Raw genomic sequence first — 22,027 nt, forward strand, 5'->3', positions numbered from 1 at the left:
CCACGTCACGAACGCGCGGTGAGATGCGGTGGACGTGAAAGGGCGCTGGCTGACGTTATGCGCCCGAAGCGGACGGCGAAGTCGTGTGGTTCTGGCGCCGCGGTGCTGGCGTTAAATTCCTGAGAAGCGAAGCTTCTCAGGAATGACGGAGGCAATAAAGCCGTTCTCCGGGAAGAGCACGAAGTAAGCCGTAAACCATCGCGCAGGGAAAGCCGGAATGCCTCCGCTGCCCTGTATGCTCGTGTGCGTTTCCCCTATGCGCAAACAGCACGCGAGACCTCGGGTGCAGCGTGCACCCGGCTTTCCCTGCGCCCTTGGCTTCTTCGAGGGCGGAAAATTCTTGCAAAGCTCGGGCCCCTTGCGCCGCGAGAATGCGGTCGCACATCCGCTCGCTGTTGACAGATCCAGCCAGGGGATCAGGTCGCAGCCATCACCGTGAACTTACGGGGTTTTGACGAGAATATTGAGCCTTCGTGAAACCGGAATTTAAGCCTGCCGCGCCTAGGTTTGGGCATTGCAAGTTCCCGGCTGTTTCTCGCCGCCGCTGTTCGGGCCGTTCTGGCGGAGGTGTTAGTTTAATATTTGAAGGCATTGCCATGCTCGGCGAGCGTCATTTCGTGGTTCAGGCTCGCGCCCCGCTGCGGGCCGTGAACCATGCGCGCAGATGGGTCCGCAAGGCTGCGACAGCCATTTCGCGAAATGCCCCGCTACAGATCGCGCTGTTCTTCCTGCCGCTGGTGTGGATCGGCTATTTCGCGATCACGTCATCGGAACGCACGGAAGCGCTCGAACAGGCGCGGGCGCACGGCAACAGCGTCGCCGAACTGTTTGAGGAAAATACCGAGCGCATCTTCGAAAGGGTGGATCAGTCGCTGCGAGTCGCGCGCGCGCTTTACGCCCAGGATCCGGACACCTTCAGCCTGAAATTCTGGGCCGAGAAAGCGCAGATGGCGACCGGCGACGTGGTTCAGTTCGCGATGATCGGGCTGAATGGCTATTTGCTGGATACGACGACCGGCTACTCCGGCCCGCCGCTCTATCTCGGAGACCGCGAGCACTTCATCAAGACGATGGAGCAGGCCGAAGATCGGCTCTATGTCGCAAAGCCGGTGCTCGGGCGGGCGTCGAACAAATGGACCATCCAGCTCGCGAGAAAGCTGTTCGATGGCGCGAAAAATCCGGCGGGCGTCGTTGTCGGCTCGATCAGCGTCGATGTGGTCGGCAGGTTCTACGGCACCGCGAAGCTCGGTATCGGAGGAACCCTCGTTCTCAGGAATACCGACTACATCGTGCTCGCTGCGCGCGGAATAGATCAGGGCACGGTGCTGGCGCAGCGCAGTCCCGGCCACGTCGAGCGCGCGTTAGGGGACGGCTTCTACAGCCAGTACTGGAATTGGAGCGGCAGCGAAGGTCGCGCGAACCGCAGCAACCGCCTGGTTACCGCGCGCAGGTCGTACGTCTTTCCGCTGATCTTCACCGCCGGCATTTCCGAGCAGGAAATCTATTCGCGCGCCCAATCGAGACAGAAAATCTATCTCGGTGGCGCGCTCCTGCTCACGTTCGTCATCCTGATGGCGGCCGCGCTCTACTGGCGACGGCAGCGCGAACTGCGCGACTCCGTGAGCAAGTTCGAGGATGCGCTACGAAACCTGCCGCAGGGCTTGAGCATGTTCGATGGCCAGGATCGCCTGATCGCGTTCAATCGACAATGGCTCGACGCCTATGAGCTTTCGCCGCAGGATGTGCGGATCGGCATGGATTTCCGCGAGGTGTTCTCAAGGCAGAAAGCCGTGCCCGATCTCGACGCCTATCTGGCCGACCTGAAGGGCCGGCTCGCCAAATCGGAACAGACCTCGAACACGGTGCAGTTTCCGGATGGGCGCGTCATCTATATTTCCTATGGGCGGCGCGAGAGCGGCGGCTGGGTTGCGACCCACGAGGACATCACCGAACGCAAGGCTTCCGAGGACCGGATCGAGCGGCTGGCTCACTATGACGGCCTGACCGGCCTTGCCAATCGCAACCTGTTCAAGGGGCGGCTGGACGACGCGCTGGACAAGTATCTGCTGCTCAATACGCCGTTTGCCGTGCTGCTGCTGGATCTCGACAAGTTCAAGTCCGTCAACGATGCGCTCGGCCACCAATGCGGTGATGCGCTGCTCAAGCTGGTCGCCGGTCGGATCAGGGCGCAGGCCCAGGACCTCGGCGCGACGGCGGCCCGGATCGGCGGCGACGAGTTTGCGCTGGTCATGGCACCGGGGCAGCCGCCGCTGCAGGCCAGCGCCGCAACACTCGCCGCGTGGCTGGTCCAGGCCATTGCCGAGCCCTATGAAATAGACGGCCACCCGGTCGTGATCGGATGCAGCATCGGTATCGCCATGGTGCCGGAGCATGGCACGCGCATCGATGAGATTCTTCGCAATGCCGACCTCGCGCTCTACAAGTCGAAGAATGCCGGCCGCAACTGCTTCCATGTCTACTCGCCGGAGCTCAAGGCCGAAGCTGACCAGCGCAACATCCTCGAAATCGAGCTTCGCGAGGCGATCTGGCGCGAGGAGATCGAGGTCTTCTATCAGCCCGTGGTCGAGCTCGGCACCGGTCGCACGAAATCGGTCGAGGCGCTGGCGCGCTGGCGCCACTGCACCAGAGGCCTGATCCCTCCCGCTGAATTCATTCCGGTTGCGGAAGAGTGCGGGCTGATCGTCGAGCTCGGCAATCTGGTGCTCGCCAAGGCGTGCCGCCATGCCATGATGATGCCTGATGATATCAAGGTTGCGGTCAACCTGTCGGCCCTGCAATTGGCGAGCGGCAATCTGGTCGACTCCGTAATGTACGCACTGGCGGACAGCGGGCTGGCCGAGACACGGCTGGAGCTCGAGATCACCGAGAGCGTTTTTCTGGCCGACAGCCAGGAAAATCTCAAGACGCTCGAACGCCTGAGGCGGCTCGGCGTTTCTATTGCGCTCGACGATTTCGGCGTCGGCTATTCGTCGCTGTCCTATCTGACCGCGTTTCCGTTCAACAAGGTCAAGATCGACAAGTCCTTCATCGACCGCATCGGCCGCTCCGAGACCGTCGCCGTCCTCGGATCGATCGTCCAGCTTGCGAAGACATTGAACCTCTCGATCGTCGCCGAAGGCGTCGAGACCTACGAACAGGTCGAAAAGGTACGCTTGCTCGGAATTGCGCTGGGGCAGGGCTATTTCTTCAGCAAGCCCGTGCCGTTCGGCGAACTGTTGCTGCAAGGCCTCGCCGAGAGCGAACGGCAGGCCGTGGCGTAGCGTGACGGTGCCGACAATCCCGATCTCGTGAATGGCCTGCAAGCAGGCATGTGAGGCAGTTCATATCGGGATGCGATCGGAAAGCGCCTAAATAGCGAATTCGGGAGATTGCCACAGGAGGTTGTCATGTATCTCCGCAGTCTGATATTCGCATCCGCATTGGTTATTACATTTTCTGGAATCGTCGGTACCGCTTCGGCGCAAGGGGACGTATCCCGCCGGAACACGGACCGGCCCGGCAATGATTTCCGCAACATCGCCCTCAGGGGCAATGCAGCAGATTGTCGGAATCTCTGCCTGCGGGCGCCCGCATGCCGTGCATGGACGTTTGTGAAGCCCGGCTTCCAGGGACCGTCTGCCCGTTGTTATCTGAAGAACCCGACCCCTCCCGCCTTCGCCAATTCATGCTGTACGTCTGGCATAGCGCGAGTAGCATTCGACTGACTTTGGCGAGCTTGCGAACCCTCAGCGGCCCTTGCCGAGCACGAGATCGACCGTGTGCTTCGCGATCTTGCGAAGCTCGGCCTCGTCACCGAAGGCGCGTTCGAGCACGGCGAGTCCGCGCGTCACGGTGACGATGTGTAACGCGGCGATCGCGGGGTCGCCGCTGAACTCGCCGCGCTTGACGCCATCTGACAACGCGTTCTTGAGCAGACCGGTGATGCGCGCCACCAGATCCGCAAACGCCTGGCGCGCGTTCTCGTCCAGCCCTTCGCCTTCGGCCGCCCCCAGCTCCATCAGTCCCCGCGTGGTCGGGCATCCGCGGGGCGGCGAGCCGGAACGGAAGTTCTTGATGGCCGCATCGAAATACGCCGTGAGGCGCGCGCGCAAGCTCCCCGAGCCGAGCACCTCTTGCAGCGAGCCAAGATATTCGCTCGCATAGCGCTCGTAGGCGGCCAGAAACAGCGCCTCCTTGCTGCCAAACGCATTGTAGAGACTGCCCCGCTGGACACCCGCGTCACGCGCGATGTCCGAGAGCGACGTTCCTCGCACTCCTTTGCGCCAGAACTGATCGAACGCGATGCGCAGGACGTCGTCGTGGTCAAACTCGCGCGGCCTCACGTTTCCCTCCTCTGCCACTCCATCGGCCAACAACAAAAAGTATTTGACGCGGTGTCAAGAATGTGGTTTTGAACAGTGTGTCAAAAACCAATTGGGGTTGATAGCTCATTTCGTCAATGGGTTGAACCACCCCCGCCACGACGCGTCCGTTGCCCGATATGCTGCCGCAGGGAGGCCCACGATGAGCTACCGTTTCGAGGCCGGCCGCATCTACCGGATGCCGACCCATTTCGGCCCCGCGCCGGGACCCCGCCAAATGCCGGATGGCGTAGCGCGCGACCCGAAGCGGAGTCCACGACGCCTCTCCGTCGCGGCGAGTTTCCTCACCGATCCCGTGCTGCTGGAGCAGCATCTGCCTGACGGGTTTACGCTAGCCGGCGAGCCGGTGGTCACAGTCGAATTTCACCACATGACCGACATCGACTGGCTCGCCGGGCGCGGCTACACGATGATCTGGGTCAGCTGGCCGGCGACGTTCACCGGCGAGCGGGATCGCGCCACCGGCAAGTTTCTGGCCGTCGTCTGGGAGAATCTCGCCGACCCGATCATCACCGGGCGTGACGAGATCGGACATCCCAAGCTGTATGCCGAGATCGCGGAGCCGCGCCGGTGGAGCGGGGCCCAGATCTGCACGGCGGGCTGGATGGGATTCCGCTTTCTCGAGCTCGAGGTCTCGCAGTTGCAGGACGCAGAGCCGTACCGGCAAGCCGCAGCTTCTAACGGAACGTTGATGCTGAAATACACGCCGCGCACGGGCGCCTGGGGCGAGACGGATGTCTGCCAGGTCACGCTCACGCCGGCCGCCGACCCGGACAACCATGTCGAGCAACGGCAAACGGGCGTTGGGGGCGTGCGCTTTCACAAGGCAGACTGGTCGGACCTGCCGACCCTGCATCACGTGGTGAACGCGCTGGCCGCGTTGCCGGTCATCGAAGTGCGTGGCGGCGCGGTCACGCTCTCGCGCGGCGGGAAAACCTATCGCGACCAGCGCGTGCTGCTGTAGCGCCGCGGCGCTGACCGATCACGCGGGGAAATGTCTCGCGCCGATCGCCGGCGCTGCGCACCTTTCGCGCGGCTACATCTGAATATCCGGCCTGGAGAGCGCCCGAACCGTCCATTTCATCTGCGGCTGGCTTTGCCGGATGCAAAACCGGCCGTCGACGACGGGCACCTTGATGATCGAGCTGCGCTTGTTGCCGCAGCAGTGCTGGATGCTGTCCGGAAAACCCGGCTGGTAGATGTAGAAGCGCGCATAGAAAGGCTCGACGGTGACCATCAGGTCGAGCGAATTCACCCCGCGCGGAATCTTGTCGCGCAGGTCGACCAGGCGGTCGCCGGGATTGCAGGCCAAGGCGGCCGTTACCAGGAGCCAGTTCATCGCGACAGAGTAGACAATTTCGCGCCGGCCAAAAGGGCCGCGGCCGCTCATGGAGGGGACGGAACGAGTGGCGGGCCTAAAACCCGAACACGCTGAAAATCGCGCCGAAGATCGCCGCGATCACGGCCACGACGCCGAAGATGACGGAGGCCACCGCATCGAGGATCATTTCGACCACGTCCGACGCGGAGCCTGCCGCAACGATCACGACGCAGCAGCCGACGCCGATCAGCAGCGAGATGACCATGTTGAACACCATGATCCACAGCGCTGTAAAGACCAGCCCGCTCAGGATCAGCGCCACGGCGATGCGGCGGGCAGGGCTGTTCGATGCGGGCTGGGCGGTTGGCGCTGGCGAATTCATGATCGGCAATCCTCTGGGCAATCACCGGATTGTCGCCGCCGGGTTGGAAAAGGTTCAAGCCCAAGCCCGCGGCTGCCTCGCTCCGGCGCGGTCGAGCGTAGCGGCAGCGCGCCGCCAGCCTGTTTCGCGTGCGAGGTCTGCGATATGATTGCTCTGACGCCACAACCCGGTTCCAGTCCAAGACCTGATCGAAGACCCCTGAGGAGCTGCGATGACGGAATGGTATTTTGTCTGGGTCGAAGGCCTGCGCGGGCCGGCGCCGCAGAAATGGTCGTCGGAGGGGCTGTGGGGGCAGGTCGGCCGCCAGGACGTCATCGTCCGTTTCGCGCTGAGCGACGAGGAAGCGCATCTGTCGCTCGACGAACTGGCGAGGCGGCATCCCATTCCCGACGGAAGATAGATTAGCGCAGCTGCAACGTTCCGCCTGGTTCCCCTGCCGTCCAGCAGATGTGCAAGAACTGAAAACCTGTCTTTCTGCGGAACATTGCGAATTTAATTCCGTTGCCGGGTTGAACCGGCGCAAAGAGGCACCACTGTCCCGAATTCAATTCGGCTTGTTTTGCGGAATTGAAAGCGATCTTGCGAGACGGCGTGCGGCGCCGGTGGGGACTAGCGATCAGGTCGGACGTGCCTGACGTCATTTCCCTCCGCAGGACAGCCGCGTGTGGTCAAGGCCATCACGCGGTGCTCACCAACCAGAAGCCAGCTAAGGAGATGTGCATGAAATTGAACTCGGCACAGGTGGAACGCGCGTTGTCGCAATTCGAAGCCCAGGCGCTTCCCGACGATCATCCGGTGGTTCCGCAACTGGCCAGCATGTTTGGCGATCACACGTTCTTCATCGACAGCGGCGGGCTCAACGTGCTGGAGCCGACTGAGGCTTCCGAGCCGGAATCGCCGGTCGGCATGATCGTGAACCTCGCCTATTGGAGCGATGAGACGCTGACGAAGCTATCGCCTCACGAGCCCGAGCCGACCGGCGTGATCGTCAGCCTCGAATCCAGGCATTGACCATTTGAGCCTGAGAACTCGCTCCCGTAGCCACGCGATAGTCGTGCGCGGCCGCGTGCCGCGCACGGCGCCGGCTCTGCCAATCAGGTTTCGAAATGAACCCCGATCCGCGTCTCCTTGCGCCAGACGACGCGGCACGGCACATGGATGTGATCAGGTTCGATCACCAGCGTGAAATGTTCGGGAATGCCGACGGGGGAACTCACCTCGAGGGCGGCGCCGGTTTCGGAGAGATTGCGAACGGTGCAGTCGATAGTGCCGCCGCCAAACGAAATCCTGCCCGCCTTCAGCAGGCGCCGCCGTGGTGCCGCTCTGTGCTCGTCCACCGCATGGACCTCCACCTGAACGGGAAAGGTTTCCCACGGTCGAGGTTACTATCCTGTTACTGAGCATCCCAGCTCTCATACAACGAAAGGTGGTGGGTGTCCGCCGGACCGGCCGATCACTTTATCGCGGCTGGCCATCCGTCCGCGCCCGCCGCCCCTCGATCGGGTAGGCCGGGTCGTTGAACCCCGGCGTCGAGGGGTGGCCGCTGACCACCAGGCGGTCGATGAGCGCCTCGTCTTCCGCCGTGAAGCGATAGTCGAGCGCCTTCACGTAATCGTCCCACTGCTCCTCCGTGCGGGGGCCCGCGATCACTCCGCTGACAAAGGCTGAATTCAGTACCCATGAAACCGCGAACTGTCCGGCGCTGATGCCGCGTGCCTCGGCGTGCCGCTTGATCTCCTGCGCGAGCTGCAGCGATTCCGGCCGCCACTCAGTCTGCATCATGCGCTTGTCGGCGCGGCCGGCGCGCGTCTCCTTGTCGGGCGCGGCGTCAGGCTTGTACTTGCCGGTCAGCACACCGCGCGCCAGCGGGCTATAGGGCACGATGCCGAGCCCATAATAGCCGCAGGCCGGGAAGTGCTCGACCTCCGGCATGCGGTTCATGGCGTTGTAATAGGGCTGGCTGACGATCGGGCGGTCGATGCCGTTGTTGTCGCAGATGTTGCAGATTTCGGCGACGCGCCAGGCGCGGTAGTTCGAGATGCCGAAATAGCGGATCTTGCCCTGTCGCATCAGATCGCCGATGGCGCGCACCGTCTCCTCCAGCGGCGTCGCATGGTCCTCCTTGTGCAGATAGTAGATGTCGATGAAATCGGTGCCGAGCCGCTTCAGGCTCTCTTCCGCCGCCTGCATCACCCAGCGCCGCGACAGCCCGCCGCGATTGGGATCGTCGCCGATCTGGTTGGCGAGCTTGGTCGCCAGGATCCAGTTCGCGCGATTGTTTGAAATGGCGCGGCCGACCACCTGTTCGGACTGGCCGCCATTATAGGCGTCCGCGCTGTCGATGAAATTGATGCCGGCCTCACGCGCTTTCGCAATGATGCGTGACGACGTGGCCTCGTCGGTCGGGCCGCCGAACATCATGGTGCCGAGGCAAATCGGCGAAATCTTCAGGCCGCTGCGGCCGAGTTGGCGGTATTGCATGGGGTGGGTCCTCGATTACGCCCGCGGCAGGATAGCGGTTGTCATCCGTCATTGCGAGCGTCAGCGAAGCAATCCATAGCGCCGCAAGCGGAGGCGTGGATTGCTTGGTCGCTTCGCTCCCTTGCGCAAACGCTTCGCGTTTGTCGCAGGCAATGACGNGGAAGGGGCGACAACCCTAACTCTCGCTCTTCAATATCTTGAACACGCCGCTGGCCATCGCGATGCAGCGTTTGTCGACGGTGACTTCCGTGGTGATGAAAATCAGGCTGCGGGTCGAGCGCACCACATGCGGCTTCGACACCAGGATTTCGCCGATCTTGCCGGCCTCGACAAAGTGCGTGTCGAGTTGCACGGTCGCCAGCGTCGGCTTGCCGGAAACGAAGCGGGCGGTCATGCCGCAGGTGCGGTCGGCGAAGGTCATGATGACGCCGCCCTGCACCAGGCCGCGGCGGTTGTGGTGCTTGTCCTCGGTAGCTAGCGCGTACTCGTGGTTGCCATCCACGACGCGCTGCCACAACGGGCCGATCAGGTGCAGGAAGCCGGTGGTTTCGACGATCTTCCAGCCGTCGGATTTCAGTTTGTCCGCGGCCTTGGCCGTCATGTCGTGCGTTCCGTTTCCTGCTGATAGTCATGCTGTCAGGGTCATTTCATCGGCTGCGCTTGTGTTGTAGTCAAGCGGGATGGGCAGGTCATTTGACGATACCACACGGCGGAATATCGCGGGTCTCTGCGCCGCCTTCACGCGGGTGCCCTCGGACGGCGAGGGGCCCGAGCTGAAGCGCGCGGCAGTGGCCATAGCGCTGACGGAAGCCGAGGGCGGCGGGGGCACGACATTTCTCCTCACCCGCCGCGCCGCGACCTTGCGCTCGCACGCCGCCCAATGGGCGTTGCCGGGCGGCCGCTGCGACCCGGGCGAGACGCAAGCGCAGGCGGCGCTGCGCGAATTGCACGAAGAACTCGGCGTCGGCTTAAGGGAGGGCGATGTGCTCGGCCTGCTCGACGACTACCCGACGCGCTCAGGCTATTTGATCACGCCTGTGGTGGTGTGGGTGAGCACCAGTGCCGATATCGTTCCCAATCCGGCAGAGGTCGCCTCGGTGCATCGCGTTATGCTCGACGAAATCGAGCGTCAGGACGCATTCAGCTTCACCATGATCCCCGAAAGCACGCGGCGCGTGATCCGCTTCCGCCATGCCGGCCAGCACATCCACGCGCCGACCGCGGCGCTGATCTATCAGTTTGCCGAAGTGCTGGCGGGAAGAAGCACCCGCGTTGCAGAACTGGAGCAACCGGTGTTTGCGTGGAGGTAGTATCGCGCATCCATCTCACGATGTGAGATAGGATGAATCGCAATGTCTACCTGAGCGCCCGGAAGTCAACTTGCGAATGCCGGCTGTTTCAGCGACGATGGCCGCGCCAACAAGAAAAATAAACTCTGGGAGCGCGCTCATCATGTCCACTTGGATCAAAAACTTTTGTGTCGTTGCCGCACTGCTCGGTGTGAGCATGGCCATCGATTCAGCGCGCGCTCAAAATTATCCTGCCCGCGCCATCACGCTCGTCATTCCGTTCGCTCCGGGCGGTAGCACCTCGATCGTTGGCCGCGCGATTGCTGACAAGATGAGCGAGCTGCTCGGCGAGAAGGTCGTAGTTGATAATCGTCCCGGCGCCGGCGGCACGGTCGGCACCAAGGCGGTCGCCAAGAGCGATCCCGATGGCTATACCCTTCTGTTAGGTTACACCGGCACGCTGGCGATCGGTCCTTCGCTGTACAAGAACCCCGGCTACGATCCGCGCAAGGATTTTGCGCCGATCGGCATGATCGGCAACGCGCCGAATTCGCTGGTCGTACATCCGTCATTCCCCGCGAAAAGCGTTGCCGAACTGATCGCCTATGCCAAGGCCAATCCCGACAAGGTCAATTTCGGTTCGGCCGGCGCCGGCACCGCCAGCCACATCACCGGCGAATATTTTGCGCGCGCGGCAGGGATCAAGCTGGTGCACATCCCCTATAAGGGCACGGGACCTGCGCTGACGGATCTGTTGGGCGGTCACATCCCGATGGCGTTCGCACCGATCCCGGCCTCGCACGCCAATGTCGCCGCAGGCAAGCTGCGCGCGCTCGCGGTTACCAGCATCACGCGATCGGGCCTGCTGCCTGATGTGCCAACCATGATGGAGGCGGGGCTCGCCGCTTTCGATGCTTCGCTCTATTACGGCCTCGTGGCCCCCACCGGCACGCCGCGGCCGATCGTCGACAAGCTCAACAAGGCGCTGCGCGACGCGCTTGCCTCCGACGAGGTCAAGAGGCAACTCGGCAATGACGGCACAGAGATCACGCCCGGCACGCCGGAAGATTACGCCGAGTTCATCGACAAGGACGAGAAGAAGTGGTCACAGCTCGTCAAGGCCAGTGGCGTCGAGCAGGAGTGATGTGGACTCTTCCCTTCTCCGACAAGGGGAGAAGGGAAGAAAGGCAGCGCCGCTTATTGTCGCTCCCCTCAGGGGCTGACTTCGCAGGGATGCTTGCTACAAGGGGGCCATGCGCCTGCCATTGATTCGCATGGGTTCCGGATGTGTCGCGCTCGCGCTGCTTGCGAGTGCGCCGCCTGCCGTGGCGGTCGAGCCGCTCCCTTCCTCGACTGCCGATGCGATGGCGCAAGCGGCCTCGCCGCAGGCGATGGCCGAATATCGCCGCCAGCTGAAGGAATATCAGGAAGCGCGCGCCGCGTTCGAAGAGGAGGCGGGCGCCTACTGGACTTCGATCTCGGAGAAGCGGAAGGGCCGCAACGCCAAGCGCCGGGAACGCCAGACCATCACGCTTGACGATTACGTGCTGACGCAGCCGCCGGTCTACAGCGGTCCGAAACGGCCGGTCAGTCCGGAGCCGGAGGAGGAGAAGCCGCCGCGCGAGCGCAAGCCGCTGCCGGTGGTCGCCGATTTCCTGAAAGCCGCTGCCGAGCAGTTCCAGTTCACGCCGCAACGGCCCTCATCCGAGGTCGAGTTCAAGCGCGCCTATGCCCGTTACGCGCAGGCGGCAGGACTGACGCGCGAACAAGCCATACGGGTCTACTCGTTCGAGACCGGCGGCAACGGCAATTATGACATGCAGTCGGGGCTGAATCCGTCGAAGCCGGGCTCGCGCGCGATTTCGACCGCGATCGGCTATAATCAGTTGCTGACCACCAACAGCGTCGAATTGTTCGCCGAACAGGGCCACGAATTCATCAAGGAACTGACGGCAAGGGCCGCGACGCTGTCAGGCGCGCCGCGCAAGACGATGGATCACAAGCTTGCCGTGTTGAAAAAGATGGTGGCGTTCACGCGCACGGTGCCGGACACCTGGTCCGACCATGAGAAACTCGCCAATACGCCGCAAGGCTGGGCAGTGCACGCCATGGTGCTCGATGTGGACATCGGGCCGATGCTGCAGACCCACAAGCTCCTGACGTCGGTGATCTTTGCCCGCGCCAAGGGCTATAATCGGCCGCTGACGGCCGCCGAACTCGAAATGATGAACCTGACCGGCGATGGCACCGGCCTCGACATGGTGACCATGCCGCAGGCGATGCGCGAGCGGGTGCCGACCTCGAACTTCTTCCAGCGCGGCGGCTACGAACGCAACCCCGTCGCGATCCGCCACAACACGGTGGCGAAGCTGCTGGCGGTTACCGACGAGCGGATGGATTTCAACTCTGGCAAGCCTGGCGCGAAGGAATTGGCGGGGGCGTTTTAAGTCGGTCTTTTCCCTTCTCCCTTGTGGGAGAAGGTGGCGCGGATGAAATCCGCGCCGGATGAGGGGTTCNCTCCGCGGAGACAGGCCCCTCATCCGTCTTCGCTTCGCGAAGCCACCTTCTCCCACAAGGGGAGAAGGAAGAAAGCTCAATTCGATCCGAACATGAACCTGCCGTCGCCCTCGAGATAGGGGCCGGTCCGCATGTAAAGCTGGCCATTCTCGCCGACGAAGAACAGCGTGCCCCTCGGCACCTTCTTGGCGCCCTTGAGCAGCAGGCCCGCATTATTGGTGCCCATCTTGTAGGAAAGCGTCTTGCCGTCCTTGCCGTAGGCATAGCCCATGTCCGACTTCAGCTCCCAGGGTGCAGGCGCCGCAGCTTGCGCGAATGCCGATGTCGCCAGCCCCGTCAGTACGGCCGCCACCAAAACTGTTTTTGTCGAAACGTTTCTCATATCCATCCTCCCCGCAAAGCCATTCGGCTTCCTGTCCCACGTTTTGAACAAATCACGAACGATGTGACGCCGTCAATTGGCCCCTTGGACGCATCACACAGCTCTTGAGACTTTGTGATTTCCCGGCTTCGACTTCGCGACTATGTTCGCGTTTCCGGCTACAAGCATGCATTGCGAAAAACGTCATAGGGATGGTCAGGATGAACCCCGTCATGAAGATCGGTCTCGGTGTTGCGCTGTCGTTCATGACACTGGCCCAAGCGGCGCAGGCTGACGACTTCAAGCTCTCCAACAACCAGCGGATCGCCTGCAGCCGGGGATTGAGCGCAGGCAAGCTCAACACTTCGACCTGCAAATCCTACGCCTACGTGTTCAACACCAAGACGTCGGAATATTTCCGCTGCCAGGTCTCGCTGGCGCTGACGCGGGACAACAAGGAAGTCATCAACGTGCAGGCCGACGGTGGCTGCGCCAAGAGGCCGCGCATCTTCGATACCGATTCGAGCTATTCGTTCGATGCCACCGAAACCGAAGGGCCGAACACCAATTCGTTCTTCGGTCCCGGCGGCTATGCCGTGTGGGCCAGCGACAACAATGCGCTGAAGGTGCGCGGCTGCATCATCATCTCGTCCGGGCTCGGCTCCGACATCTCGAAATGCATCGACATGAAGTTCGAGTGAGTTTCGCCTAAAGCGGGATGACGATTCTGCGAATCGTCATTCCGCTTTGTCTTTTTGTTTGAGCATGATCTTTTCGGAAAACCGCTACACACTTTTCCGGANGAACCTTCTCGGCGCCGGCTGCGAGCTGCGAGCGCGAGCGCGCGAATTTCCGCACGCCCACCGGCTTGCCGAACAGGTGGCCCTGGACCAGGTCGAAGCCCATCTCGTGCGCGGCGAGGTAATCGGCGCGGCTCTCGATGCCCTGTGCGGTGGCGCGGGTGCCGTTGTCGCGGGCTAGTTCGACGATCCGCCGGCATACCGTCTGCTTCAGCCGGTTGTCCGCGCAGCCGTTGATATATTGCTGCTCGACCTTCAGCTCGGCAAACGGGAAGCTTCGCAGCTCCAGGAGCGAGGGCCATTCCGCGCCGACATTGTCGATGGCGATGGCGATATTGTGCAGGCGCAGCCGTCTGGCGGCGTCTACCGCGAGTTCCGGCTGGCTGATTACCTCGCTGCAGTTGATTTCGATGAGGAGCCCGCCGAACGCAGGGTGGACGGGCATGGCGCTGCACAGATCGCGTACCGCCGCCGCATTGCCGAAGAACGATACCGGCAGGTTGACCGAGAGGTCGACCGGACCCTGGCTCTCCAGCAAATAGCGCCAGTCCTCGATGGCGCGGCCGATCACGAATTCGGAGAGGCTGCGAAAATGCGGATCATTGTCGTCGGGAATGAAGTAGGCGGGCGGGACCACGCCCCAGGCCGGATGCCGCATCCGGACCAGCGCCTCCGCGCCGCTCGGCATCAGCGTGCGGGTGTTGATCTTCTGCTGATACCATAATTCGAGCCAGCCGGCCTTCAACGCCTCGGCGACGTCGACGGCGGGGCTTGGCGCCGGCTCGGCCGGCAAAAGCTCCGCGACGGTGGCGCGCAGGCTCGCCGCGCCGAATGGCGTCGGCAGGGAAGGCAGCATGGCAATGCCGTATTCTTCGCCAATTTGCCGGACGGCTTTAACCATAATCGAGTCGGGTTGACCGATGACGAGAACTTTGCCGCCGAAATTTTTCCGGACGATGGCCTCGAGAATTTCGCCGACATTGATCCCGTCGACGCACACGCTGAGCACTATCAGATCCGGCTGCTCTGCCTGCAGCACGCCGGCCAGGTCTCCGGCCTGACCGCATTCGCAGGTCACGAACCCGAGATCCTCGAGCGCGTCGGAAAGGAACAGCCGGAGGTGTTTTTTGCTGTCGATGACGCAGGCTCTCGGCGTCAGCTTCCGGTGTCCGAAGTGAACTGCTTGCGAATGCTCGCTGAAGTTGATCTGCTCCATGCCGCCCTCCCGACAAATACCCCGGCGCCATTGGTACATCCGCGTTGAGGTCGCAATAATGGAATTTTGCGGGAGGTCACATGATTACTTCAGTAGGGTTAAAGCCGCCGACATGAATAAAATTTTAGAGGAATTGCCGGCCTTGACGCGCCAAGTGAGCGTCCGGGCAAGTGCAACTGACGATTTCATGGGACTTCGATGGCTGATGCCAGTTTGGGCAATTGTCCAGTCAGCCTCGCATGTTAACGCCTGTGATCATTTGCCGGCGCCGCAATGTTCGTGGCCTTGCGAACACCGCCTGAGCGCTCCTTCGCAGAAGCAGCAATGATGCGACGCACCCATCGCTTCATCAGACAAAAAAATGACCGCGGCCTTCTGCGGGCCGCGGTCACTGTAGCTTTCCCTTTCGGATTTCGCTTCCGCTCTATCCGGATAGCGAATATCGAGGCCTAGCCGCCGACGCCCTTCTCCTTGAAGTATTTCAGCGCGCCGGGGTGGAACGGGATCGGCGAACGCTCCTGCACCTGGTTGTCGAGCGAGAAACTCTCGGCTTCCTTGTGCACGGCGACGATGTCGGCCTTCTTCTCCACCAGCGTCTTGACGATGGTGTAGGCATCCTCGTTACTCATCTTGTCGCCGGTGACGATCAGGTTCCAGACTTCGGTGATGGAATTGTCCTTGTCGTAGCCGGGATACGAGCCCGCCTTGATCGTGCTCGCCGAATAGAGCTTGCCGTGTTTGGCGTTCATTTTCTCGGCCAGGTCGCCATGGTCGATCAGCTTCATCTTGATGCCGGGCGTCGCCGCGAGATCGGTCACCGCAGCGGTCGGAATGCCGCCGACCCAGAAGAACGCGTCGATCTTGCGGTCCTTGACCGCGTTCACGGATTCCGAAACGCCGAGCCGTTCGCGCTTCATGTCCTTGTCCTTGTCGAGGCCGGCCGCCTCGATGACGCGGAACGCCATCACCTCGGTGGCGCTGCCGGGCGATCCCGTCGAGACGCGCTTGCCTTTCAGATCTGCCATGGTGTTGATGCCGGTGCCTTCCACCGTCACCACATGCATGCGGTTCGGATAAACCACGAGCAGCGCCTGCAACGGCAGCTTGCCGCTCTTGAACTTGTCTTCGCCCTTCAACGCATCGAGCGCGGCGTCGGCCATGGTGAAGCCCATTTCGCTTTTCCCGGCGCCGATCAGCTTGAGATTATCGACCGATCCGCCGGTGACTTCCGCGGTGGCCTGCACATTGGGCAGGTTCTTCGAGAGCACGTTGGCGACCGCGCCGCCGAGCGGATAATAGACGCCGCCGGTGCCACCGGTGCCGATCGACATGGTCTTCTGTTGGGCATGGGCTGCGCCGGCAAAGGCGAGGCCCAACGCCATCGCCATAGTCAAAATTGCTGTAGTCTTCTTCATTCTTGTCTCCTCAATTTCTTCTTCTCTATGCTGTGAGCGCCGGCCGCGATGGCGACCGCGTTCTGGCCTGCCACAGCACCACGCCAAGACCGATGATCAGGCCTGGCACGTAGGTGTAGCTGATATCGCGGCCGATGATCCATTCGACGATCGCCTCGATCAGGCTTGGGAACACCAGCAGCAATCCCGATAGCAGAAGCAGGCCGCGCTCGACCGCTGTATTTTGTCGCAGTGCCCAGTTCTGGGCAAACGCCGCCAGCGCCAAGAGGCCGAAGGTCGTCTTGATCGTGATCTCGATGATATCGACCCAGGAACCACCCTTTGGAATCGATAGCAGGAGCCCCGGCCCCTGCGGGTCGAGCACGAACACGAACGGGACCAGGAACGCCGGCAGCGTGTATTTCCAGGACTGCAGCGTGGTCTTGTAGGGATCGCCGCCGGTAATGGCGGCCGCCGCGAACGGCGACAGCGCGGTCGGCGGCGACACTTCCGACAGGACCGCATAGTAGAAGATGAACATGTGCGCGGCGTAGTCGGGCACGCCGAGCTTGATCAGCGCGGGCGCTGCAATCACCGCGCAGATGATGTAGGATGCCGTCACCGGCACCGCGAGGCCGATGATCCAGACGATCAGCGAGGTGTAGATCGCCGTCAGCAGCAGGCTGCCGCCGGCATAGCTGATGACGATCGACGAGAATTTCAGGCCGAGGCCCGTCAGCGTCACAATGCCGACGACGATGCCGGCGCAGGCGCAGGTGGTCGCCGCATTCAGCGCGCCGATCGAGCCGTCGGCCAGCGCCTTCACCAGTTTGCTCGGCATCAGCGCCGTATCCTTGCGCAGGAAGCTCAGCGCGAAAGTGACGACGATGGCGTAGAACACCGACAGGGACGGCGAGTAGCCGATGATCATGAACACGACCACGGCAAGCAGCGAGATGAAGTGGAAGCCGTAACGCTTCGTCATTTGGCCGAGCGACATCTCGGGCGTGAAGGTCACGTTCTTGGCGTGGAATTTCTTGGCGTCCAGCTCGACCATGAACAGCAGCGACATGTAGTAGAGACAGGTCGGGATGGTCGCCATCCAGATCACGTCGAGATAGCTGATCTTGAGAAACTCGGCGATCAGGAATGCGGCGGCGCCCAGCACCGGCGGCGACAGGATTGCGCCGAGGCCGCCGGCAGCGAGCAATCCGCCGGCGGCGTTCTTCTCGAAGCCGGCCTTCTCCATCATCGGGTAGGCCACTGTGCCGATCATCACGGTGGTGGCGACGCCGGAGCCGGAGGGGCCGCCGAGCAGGAACGACGACAGCACCACGGTGCGGCCGGCGCTGTTCGGTTTGCCGCCCATCAGCGCCAGCGAGAAGTCGATGAAGAATTTGCCGGCGCCGGATTGCTGCAGGAACGCGCCATAGATCGTGAACAGGATGATCAGCGTGGCCGACACGTCGACGGCGACGCCGAAAATGCCCTCCAGCGTGATGAAGAGGTGGCCGACCAGGCGGGCCACGTCGTAGCCGCGATGGGTCCAGGGGGCCGGCAGATACGGACCCAGCATCGCATAGGCGATGAACAGGATCGATACCACGGGCATGATCGCGCCTGTCGTGCGCCGCGTCGCCTCCAGCACCAGCACGATGAAGACGATGCCGACGATCACGTCCCAATGGTCGGGCGTGGTCGCGCGATCGGTGAAATCATCACCGCCCCACAAGGCGTAGACAATGGTTGCAACCGCGAAAATCCCGGGAACGACGTCCCACCAGCGCACGCGGTTGCGGAAGCGTGTCGCCAGCGGAAACAGCAGGAAGCTCAGCACCAGCGTGAAGGCGACGTGGGTGTAGCGAAGCTCCTGCGTCGGAACGATGGCGTAGGCGGCGTAGAGGTGGAACAGGCTCATGACCACGGCAATCGTGGTCGAAATCCTTCCCGCCCACCCCATCAGGCGGTTGGCGGCACCTTCTTCCGCCTCGACGAAGGCTTCTGCCTTCTGCAGGGCTTCGTCGGATACCGCGACGACCTCGTCATTGGCGGGCGTTGTCTTGTCTGCTGCCATACTTTCCCCGGGGACCCGTTACGTTTGCAGACCCGGCTTCCGCGGGCCTTTCGAGGGGCGCATTCAGTCCAATTTGGGTAACCGTGGCAAGGGCCTTGTGGGCGTATATCGGGGGCATCTGTTAGCTTATCGGACGGCTTGACCCGGGACCGCGGCCCGTCCAATTTCCCGGCAAAATAATTGGAGAATGGTTTTCATGAACTCCAGATTGATTGCAGCCGCCGTAGCCACGGCGGCGATATTTTTTGCCCCCGGCGCGCAGGCGCAGTCCTTCATCAACATCCTGACCGGCGGAACTTCCGGCGTGTATTACCCGCTCGGCGTCGCCATCGGAAAGATCTACAGCGACAAGATTGCGAACGTGAAGACCCAGGTGCAGGCCACCAAGGCGTCTGTCGAGAATTTGATCCTGCTCCAGCAGGGCCGCGGCGAACTCGCGTTCGCGCTCGGCGACTCGCTGAAGGCGGCATGGGAGGGCGACGAGGAGGCCGGCTTCAAGTCCAAGCTGGACAGGCTGCGCACCATAGGGGCGATCTATCCGAATTACATCCAGATCGTCGCCACATCGGATAGCGGCATCAAGACGCTCGCCGATCTCAAGGGCAAGAGCCTCTCGGTCGGGGCGCCGCGGTCCGGCACCGAACTCAATTCGCGCGCGATCCTTGCGGCCGCCGGCATGACGTACAAGAACATCGGCAAGGTCGAATATCTTCCCTTTGCCGAATCCGTCGACCTGATGAAGAACCGCCAGCTCAATGCGACGCTGCAGTCGGCCGGCCTCGGCGTCGCCTCGCTGAAGGACCTCTCGACGGCGACGGAAATCACCGTGGTATCGGTGCCGAAGGCCGTCGTCGACAAGATCGGCCCGCCCTTCGTGCCGGCAACGATCCCGGCCAATACCTATACCGGTCAGGACAAGGACGTTCCGACGGCGGCGGTGGTGAACTATCTCGTCACGAGTTCCGCGGTCTCCGACGATCTGGCCTATCAGATGACCAGGTTGATCTTCGAGTCGCTCCCCGAACTCGTCAATGCGCACGCTGCCGGCAAGGAGATCAAGCTGCAGACCGCCGCGACCGGCAGCCCGGTGCCGCTGCACCCCGGGGCTATCCGCTACTACCGGGAAAAGGGCGTGATGAAGTAGGGGGCCGCTCTCACCACGTCATTGCGAGGAGCGAAGCGACGAAGCAATCCATCTTTCCGCTATGCCGTGCGATGGATTGCTTCGCTTCGCTCGCAATGACGGGGACACAGCGTGTTCCAGCCTTTCCCGGGAGTCATTGGATCGGTATAACCAGCGCGGGCAGGGAATCACCGATATGCGGCAGGCCGCGGGCACGGAAGAGGCCGTCAAAGCCGAGTTCGACAATTTCGAGCATGGTTTTCCATCCGGATTCGGTCCGGGCGGGTGGGGCTATCTGGCCTATGCCATCGGCATCGCCTTTGCGGCGTTCCAGCTTTACGTCGCCGCGTTCAATTATCTGCCGAGCCAGGTGGTGCGCGGCGTTCACGTCGGCTTCCTCTTGCTGATGACCTTCGGCCTGATCGGCAATTTCACCGCCAAAAGCGATTTCGGCCGTGCGCTCGGCTGGCTGATCGGCGGCGCAGGCTTCCTGTGCGGGCTATATCAGTGGATTTTCTACGCCGATCTGATCGCCCGCGACGGCGATCCGACGCGCGCCGATCTCGTGGTCGGCACGCTGCTCGCGGTGCTGATCTTCGAGGGCACGCGACGATTGATGGGGCTGGCGCTGCCGCTGATGTGCGGCGTCTGCCTGCTCTACTGGTTCTTCGGCCAGTATCTGCCGCAGCCGTTCACGCATCGCGGTTATGATTTCGATCAGGTCATCACACATTTGTCGTTCGGCACCGAAGGATTTTACGGCGTGCCGATCTATGTCTCGGCGACCTACATTTTCCTGTTCATTCTGTTCGGCTCGTTCCTCGAACGCGCTGGCATGATCCAGCTCTTCACCGACGTCTCGCTCGGTCTGTTCGGCCGTGCCCGCGGCGGACCGGCCAAGGTCGCGGTGTTCGCCTCCGGTCTGATGGGAACGATCTCCGGCTCCGGCGTCGCCAATGTCGTCACCGTCGGCCAATTCACGATTCCGCTCATGATCAGGTTCGGCTATCGCCGCGCCTTTGCCGCCGGCGTCGAGGCCACCGCGTCGATGGGCGGGCAGGTCATGCCGCCTGTCATGGGTGCGGTCGCCTTCATCATGGCGGAGACGCTGGGGGTGCAATATTCCGAGATCGTCAAGGCGGCGGTGATCCCGGCTGTTCTCTACTTCGCCTCCGCGTTCTGGATGGTGCATCTGGAAGCAGGCAAGCACGGCCTGGTCGGCATGACGCGTGCGGAAATCCCCGATGCATGGAAGGCGCTGGTGGCGCGCTGGTACCTGGTGTTGCCGCTGGCGGCGCTGGTCTACATGCTGTTCGAAGGTTTTACGCCGCTCTATGCCGGCAGCATGGGGCTTGCGCTGACGGTCGCCTTGATCCTCGGCGCCAGCATCACGCTCGGTTTCTCCCTGGCCGTGCTGCGCTACATCTTCTGGATCGGGCTGGCGCTGGTGGTGGCCGCAGTCTCGCGCAGCGGGCTGGAGATCATTCCCATCGCATGCGTCGTCGGCGGATTGATCCTGATCGCCGCGCTCACCCGCGGCGGACGGGCGACGCTCGCCGCCTGCCGCGATGCACTCGCGGACAGCGCCAAATCGGCGCTTCCCGTCGGCATGGCCTGCGCCATCGTCGGCACCATCATCGGCATGATGACGCAGACCGGCGTCGGCACCATTTTCGGCGGCTGGATCATTGGGCTCGGCGCCAAGAGCCTGTTCCTCGCGCTGGTCTTGACCATGCTCCTGTCGATTCTGCTCGGCACCGGCATCCCGACGATTCCGACCTACATCATCACCGCCGCGCTTGCCGCTCCTGCGCTCGCCAAGCTCGGCGTGCCCCTGATCGCCAGCCACATGTTCGCGTTCTACTTCGGCATCATGGCCGACCTCTCGCCTCCGGTGGCGCTGGCCGCACTCGCGGCAGCGCCGATCGCGAAGGAAAACCCTGATCGGATCGGCTGGCAGGCGATGCGCATCGCGCTTGCGGGCTACGTCATCCCATTCATCTTCGTCTACTCGCCGGCCCTGATGCTGCAGGCCGGCGATCCCATCGCCCTCCAGCTCGGCTTCTACGGCGCGGTGGCGCTGGCGACCTTGAAGGCGCTGGTGGCGATCGGTCTTTTCGGTATCGTCGCCATCGGCTTCCTGTTCACGCGGCTGACATGGGCCGAGATCGTTGTCGCTTTCGTCGCGGCGCTCTGTCTGCTCGGCGAATTCGCGTTCAGCGATACGATCGGCTTTGCGCTGGCGGCGGCCGTCGTGCTCTGGCAATGGCGGCAGCGCGCGCGTAATGCGGTGGCGGCAGCTTGAGCCTGTGCCTCGCCTCGGCCGGTGTGGTGAAGACGCTGTCGGTCGCGGCATTCACGCTCGTCTGGACGCATTCGGTCGAGAAGATCGACTGGCAGGAAGACTGGCGTGTCACGCCGGCCGGGCTGGAACTGGCGCAGGCGCGCGTCAAGGGCAGCGGCGCCGGCATGGAGCCGCCGCCGGAGGCGCGATTGGTGGATGGCTGGTTCCGATGGTACCCGCGGCGCGCGACGCTGCCGGAGGTCGCGCTCGGCAATTCCGGTGCTGCTGGCGAATGGCGGCTATGCGTGGGTGGAAAGTGCCGGACATTGTCGGATATTTTCGGCTATCCCATCGGCGTGACGACGATGCGCGTTTGCCAAGATCCGTAGCCCGGATGGAGCGA

The 22,027-nt window shown here is 62.6% G+C and carries 21 protein-coding genes and 1 pseudogene; 12 read left to right on the forward strand and 10 right to left on the reverse strand.

What is annotated here, in order from left to right; all coding sequences use genetic code 11:
* Nucleotides 1-596 precede the first annotated feature (596 nt).
* Together CQ14_RS35860 and CQ14_RS42935 are read left to right on the forward strand one after the other, a co-directional pair.
* Nucleotides 597-3,281, forward strand: coding sequence for a bifunctional diguanylate cyclase/phosphodiesterase (locus CQ14_RS35860; RefSeq protein WP_057862460.1), 2,685 nt, complete (start codon nucleotides 597-599; stop codon nucleotides 3,279-3,281).
* A gap of 126 nt (nucleotides 3,282-3,407) precedes the next feature.
* Nucleotides 3,408-3,725: a PAN domain-containing protein gene (locus tag CQ14_RS42935; protein WP_082650171.1), complete on the forward strand. Its 318-nt coding sequence runs from the start codon at nucleotides 3,408-3,410 to the stop codon at nucleotides 3,723-3,725.
* Between the two features lie 21 nt (nucleotides 3,726-3,746).
* Here the strand turns inward: CQ14_RS42935 and CQ14_RS35865 are convergent, their stop codons facing one another.
* Nucleotides 3,747-4,343 (reverse strand): TetR/AcrR family transcriptional regulator, encoded by a 597-nt coding sequence (locus CQ14_RS35865; RefSeq protein ID WP_057862461.1) that lies wholly within the window; start codon nucleotides 4,341-4,343, stop codon nucleotides 3,747-3,749.
* A gap of 181 nt (nucleotides 4,344-4,524) precedes the next feature.
* On the opposite strand from CQ14_RS35865, the gene CQ14_RS35870 reads away from it, so the two are divergent.
* Nucleotides 4,525-5,346, forward strand: a complete 822-nt coding sequence (locus CQ14_RS35870; protein WP_057862462.1) for an acetoacetate decarboxylase family protein — start codon at nucleotides 4,525-4,527, stop codon at nucleotides 5,344-5,346.
* Nucleotides 5,347-5,418: 72 nt separating this feature from the next.
* On the opposite strand, the gene CQ14_RS35875 is transcribed toward CQ14_RS35870, so the two are convergent.
* Together CQ14_RS35875 and CQ14_RS35880 are read right to left on the reverse strand one after the other, a co-directional pair.
* Nucleotides 5,419-5,772 carry a hypothetical protein gene (locus CQ14_RS35875; RefSeq protein ID WP_057862463.1) on the reverse strand — a complete coding sequence of 118 codons (354 nt, stop codon included), beginning with the start codon at nucleotides 5,770-5,772 and terminating at the stop codon, nucleotides 5,419-5,421.
* Nucleotides 5,773-5,797: 25 nt separating this feature from the next.
* Nucleotides 5,798-6,085: a hypothetical protein gene (locus CQ14_RS35880; protein WP_057862464.1), complete on the reverse strand. Its 288-nt coding sequence runs from the start codon at nucleotides 6,083-6,085 to the stop codon at nucleotides 5,798-5,800.
* A gap of 211 nt (nucleotides 6,086-6,296) precedes the next feature.
* Here CQ14_RS35880 and CQ14_RS35885 point away from each other — a divergent pair, with 211 nt between their 5' ends.
* Together CQ14_RS35885 and CQ14_RS35890 are read left to right on the forward strand one after the other, a co-directional pair.
* Complete coding sequence (locus CQ14_RS35885) at nucleotides 6,297-6,485, forward strand: hypothetical protein (RefSeq protein WP_057862465.1); 189 nt, start codon at nucleotides 6,297-6,299, stop codon at nucleotides 6,483-6,485.
* Between the two features lie 320 nt (nucleotides 6,486-6,805).
* On the forward strand, nucleotides 6,806-7,096 hold the full coding sequence (locus tag CQ14_RS35890; protein WP_057836776.1) for a hypothetical protein: 291 nt from the start codon (nucleotides 6,806-6,808) through the stop codon (nucleotides 7,094-7,096).
* Between the two features lie 83 nt (nucleotides 7,097-7,179).
* Here CQ14_RS35890 and CQ14_RS35895 read toward each other — a convergent pair whose 3' ends face one another.
* The 3 genes from CQ14_RS35895 to CQ14_RS35905 all read right to left on the reverse strand — a co-directional run bounded on the left by CQ14_RS35895 (nucleotide 7,180) and on the right by CQ14_RS35905 (nucleotide 9,167).
* Entirely contained in the window at nucleotides 7,180-7,422 is a 243-nt protein-coding gene (locus CQ14_RS35895; RefSeq protein WP_057862602.1) for a PilZ domain-containing protein, read from the reverse strand.
* Nucleotides 7,423-7,543: 121 nt separating this feature from the next.
* Nucleotides 7,544-8,566 carry an aldo/keto reductase gene (locus CQ14_RS35900; protein ID WP_057862466.1) on the reverse strand — a complete coding sequence of 341 codons (1,023 nt, stop codon included), beginning with the start codon at nucleotides 8,564-8,566 and terminating at the stop codon, nucleotides 7,544-7,546.
* Nucleotides 8,567-8,741: 175 nt separating this feature from the next.
* Nucleotides 8,742-9,167, reverse strand: a complete 426-nt coding sequence (locus CQ14_RS35905) for a PaaI family thioesterase (RefSeq protein WP_057862467.1) — start codon at nucleotides 9,165-9,167, stop codon at nucleotides 8,742-8,744.
* Between the two features lie 79 nt (nucleotides 9,168-9,246).
* On the opposite strand from CQ14_RS35905, the gene CQ14_RS35910 reads away from it, so the two are divergent.
* The 3 genes from CQ14_RS35910 to CQ14_RS35920 all read left to right on the forward strand — a co-directional run bounded on the left by CQ14_RS35910 (nucleotide 9,247) and on the right by CQ14_RS35920 (nucleotide 12,302).
* Nucleotides 9,247-9,876, forward strand: a complete 630-nt coding sequence (locus tag CQ14_RS35910) for an NUDIX hydrolase (RefSeq protein ID WP_057862468.1) — start codon at nucleotides 9,247-9,249, stop codon at nucleotides 9,874-9,876.
* A 196-nt stretch (nucleotides 9,877-10,072) separates the two neighbouring features.
* The gene (locus CQ14_RS35915) at nucleotides 10,073-10,999 is read left to right on the forward strand and encodes a Bug family tripartite tricarboxylate transporter substrate binding protein (RefSeq protein WP_199805704.1); all 927 of its coding nucleotides are present in this window, start codon (nucleotides 10,073-10,075) and stop codon (nucleotides 10,997-10,999) included.
* Nucleotides 11,000-11,108: 109 nt separating this feature from the next.
* Nucleotides 11,109-12,302: a hypothetical protein gene (locus CQ14_RS35920; RefSeq protein ID WP_057862470.1), complete on the forward strand. Its 1,194-nt coding sequence runs from the start codon at nucleotides 11,109-11,111 to the stop codon at nucleotides 12,300-12,302.
* A 146-nt stretch (nucleotides 12,303-12,448) separates the two neighbouring features.
* Here CQ14_RS35920 and CQ14_RS35925 read toward each other — a convergent pair whose 3' ends face one another.
* Nucleotides 12,449-12,754, reverse strand: a complete 306-nt coding sequence (locus tag CQ14_RS35925) for a hypothetical protein (RefSeq protein ID WP_057862603.1) — start codon at nucleotides 12,752-12,754, stop codon at nucleotides 12,449-12,451.
* A 200-nt stretch (nucleotides 12,755-12,954) separates the two neighbouring features.
* On the opposite strand from CQ14_RS35925, the gene CQ14_RS35930 reads away from it, so the two are divergent.
* Nucleotides 12,955-13,434 (forward strand): hypothetical protein, encoded by a 480-nt coding sequence (locus CQ14_RS35930; protein WP_057862604.1) that lies wholly within the window; start codon nucleotides 12,955-12,957, stop codon nucleotides 13,432-13,434.
* Between the two features lie 102 nt (nucleotides 13,435-13,536).
* On the opposite strand, the pseudogene CQ14_RS35935 reads toward CQ14_RS35930, so the two are convergent.
* The 3 genes and pseudogenes from CQ14_RS35935 to CQ14_RS35945 all read right to left on the reverse strand — a co-directional run.
* Nucleotides 13,537-14,749: pseudogene (locus CQ14_RS35935) on the reverse strand (EAL domain-containing response regulator); the annotation flags it as partial.
* Between the two features lie 449 nt (nucleotides 14,750-15,198).
* The gene (locus CQ14_RS35940) at nucleotides 15,199-16,164 is read right to left on the reverse strand and encodes a TAXI family TRAP transporter solute-binding subunit (RefSeq protein ID WP_057862471.1); all 966 of its coding nucleotides are present in this window, start codon (nucleotides 16,162-16,164) and stop codon (nucleotides 15,199-15,201) included.
* A 25-nt stretch (nucleotides 16,165-16,189) separates the two neighbouring features.
* Nucleotides 16,190-18,217: a TRAP transporter permease gene (locus tag CQ14_RS35945; RefSeq protein WP_057862472.1), complete on the reverse strand. Its 2,028-nt coding sequence runs from the start codon at nucleotides 18,215-18,217 to the stop codon at nucleotides 16,190-16,192.
* 196 nt (nucleotides 18,218-18,413) lie between these two features.
* On the opposite strand from CQ14_RS35945, the gene CQ14_RS35950 reads away from it, so the two are divergent.
* The 3 genes from CQ14_RS35950 (at nucleotide 18,414) to CQ14_RS35960 (ending at nucleotide 22,013) form a co-directional block, all read left to right on the forward strand.
* A complete protein-coding gene (locus tag CQ14_RS35950) occupies nucleotides 18,414-19,361 on the forward strand; it encodes a TAXI family TRAP transporter solute-binding subunit (protein WP_057862605.1) in 948 nt (315 codons plus the stop codon).
* 175 nt (nucleotides 19,362-19,536) lie between these two features.
* Nucleotides 19,537-21,645 (forward strand): TRAP transporter permease, encoded by a 2,109-nt coding sequence (locus CQ14_RS35955; protein WP_057862473.1) that lies wholly within the window; start codon nucleotides 19,537-19,539, stop codon nucleotides 21,643-21,645.
* The gene (locus tag CQ14_RS35960; protein ID WP_057862474.1) at nucleotides 21,642-22,013 is read left to right on the forward strand and encodes a DUF1850 domain-containing protein; all 372 of its coding nucleotides are present in this window, start codon (nucleotides 21,642-21,644) and stop codon (nucleotides 22,011-22,013) included. Before CQ14_RS35955 ends, CQ14_RS35960 begins: the two co-directional genes overlap by 4 nt.
* Nucleotides 22,014-22,027: the final 14 nt, after the last annotated feature.

This window comes from Bradyrhizobium lablabi, from assembly GCF_001440475.1.
In the GTDB taxonomy this organism is placed as follows: Bacteria; Pseudomonadota; Alphaproteobacteria; order Rhizobiales; family Xanthobacteraceae; genus Bradyrhizobium; species Bradyrhizobium lablabi.

Coding starts and splice junctions, on each gene's coding strand:
- CQ14_RS35860 (WP_057862460.1), top strand. CDS start 597: ATGCTCGGCGAGCGTCATTTCGTGGTTCAGGCTCGCGCCCCGCTGCGG.
- CQ14_RS42935 (WP_082650171.1), top strand. CDS start 3,408: ATGTATCTCCGCAGTCTGATATTCGCATCCGCATTGGTTATTACATTT.
- CQ14_RS35870 (WP_057862462.1), top strand. CDS start 4,525: ATGAGCTACCGTTTCGAGGCCGGCCGCATCTACCGGATGCCGACCCAT.
- CQ14_RS35875 (WP_057862463.1), bottom strand. CDS start 5,772: ATGAGCGGCCGCGGCCCTTTTGGCCGGCGCGAAATTGTCTACTCTGTC.
- CQ14_RS35880 (WP_057862464.1), bottom strand. CDS start 6,085: ATGAATTCGCCAGCGCCAACCGCCCAGCCCGCATCGAACAGCCCTGCC.
- CQ14_RS35885 (WP_057862465.1), top strand. CDS start 6,297: ATGACGGAATGGTATTTTGTCTGGGTCGAAGGCCTGCGCGGGCCGGCG.
- CQ14_RS35890 (WP_057836776.1), top strand. CDS start 6,806: ATGAAATTGAACTCGGCACAGGTGGAACGCGCGTTGTCGCAATTCGAA.
- CQ14_RS35900 (WP_057862466.1), bottom strand. CDS start 8,566: ATGCAATACCGCCAACTCGGCCGCAGCGGCCTGAAGATTTCGCCGATT.
- CQ14_RS35905 (WP_057862467.1), bottom strand. CDS start 9,167: ATGACGGCCAAGGCCGCGGACAAACTGAAATCCGACGGCTGGAAGATC.
- CQ14_RS35910 (WP_057862468.1), top strand. CDS start 9,247: ATGGGCAGGTCATTTGACGATACCACACGGCGGAATATCGCGGGTCTC.
- CQ14_RS35915 (WP_199805704.1), top strand. CDS start 10,073: ATGGCCATCGATTCAGCGCGCGCTCAAAATTATCCTGCCCGCGCCATC.
- CQ14_RS35920 (WP_057862470.1), top strand. CDS start 11,109: ATGCGCCTGCCATTGATTCGCATGGGTTCCGGATGTGTCGCGCTCGCG.
- CQ14_RS35925 (WP_057862603.1), bottom strand. CDS start 12,754: ATGAGAAACGTTTCGACAAAAACAGTTTTGGTGGCGGCCGTACTGACG.
- CQ14_RS35930 (WP_057862604.1), top strand. CDS start 12,955: ATGAACCCCGTCATGAAGATCGGTCTCGGTGTTGCGCTGTCGTTCATG.
- CQ14_RS35940 (WP_057862471.1), bottom strand. CDS start 16,164: ATGAAGAAGACTACAGCAATTTTGACTATGGCGATGGCGTTGGGCCTC.
- CQ14_RS35945 (WP_057862472.1), bottom strand. CDS start 18,217: ATGGCAGCAGACAAGACAACGCCCGCCAATGACGAGGTCGTCGCGGTA.
- CQ14_RS35950 (WP_057862605.1), top strand. CDS start 18,414: ATGAACTCCAGATTGATTGCAGCCGCCGTAGCCACGGCGGCGATATTT.
- CQ14_RS35955 (WP_057862473.1), top strand. CDS start 19,537: ATGCGGCAGGCCGCGGGCACGGAAGAGGCCGTCAAAGCCGAGTTCGAC.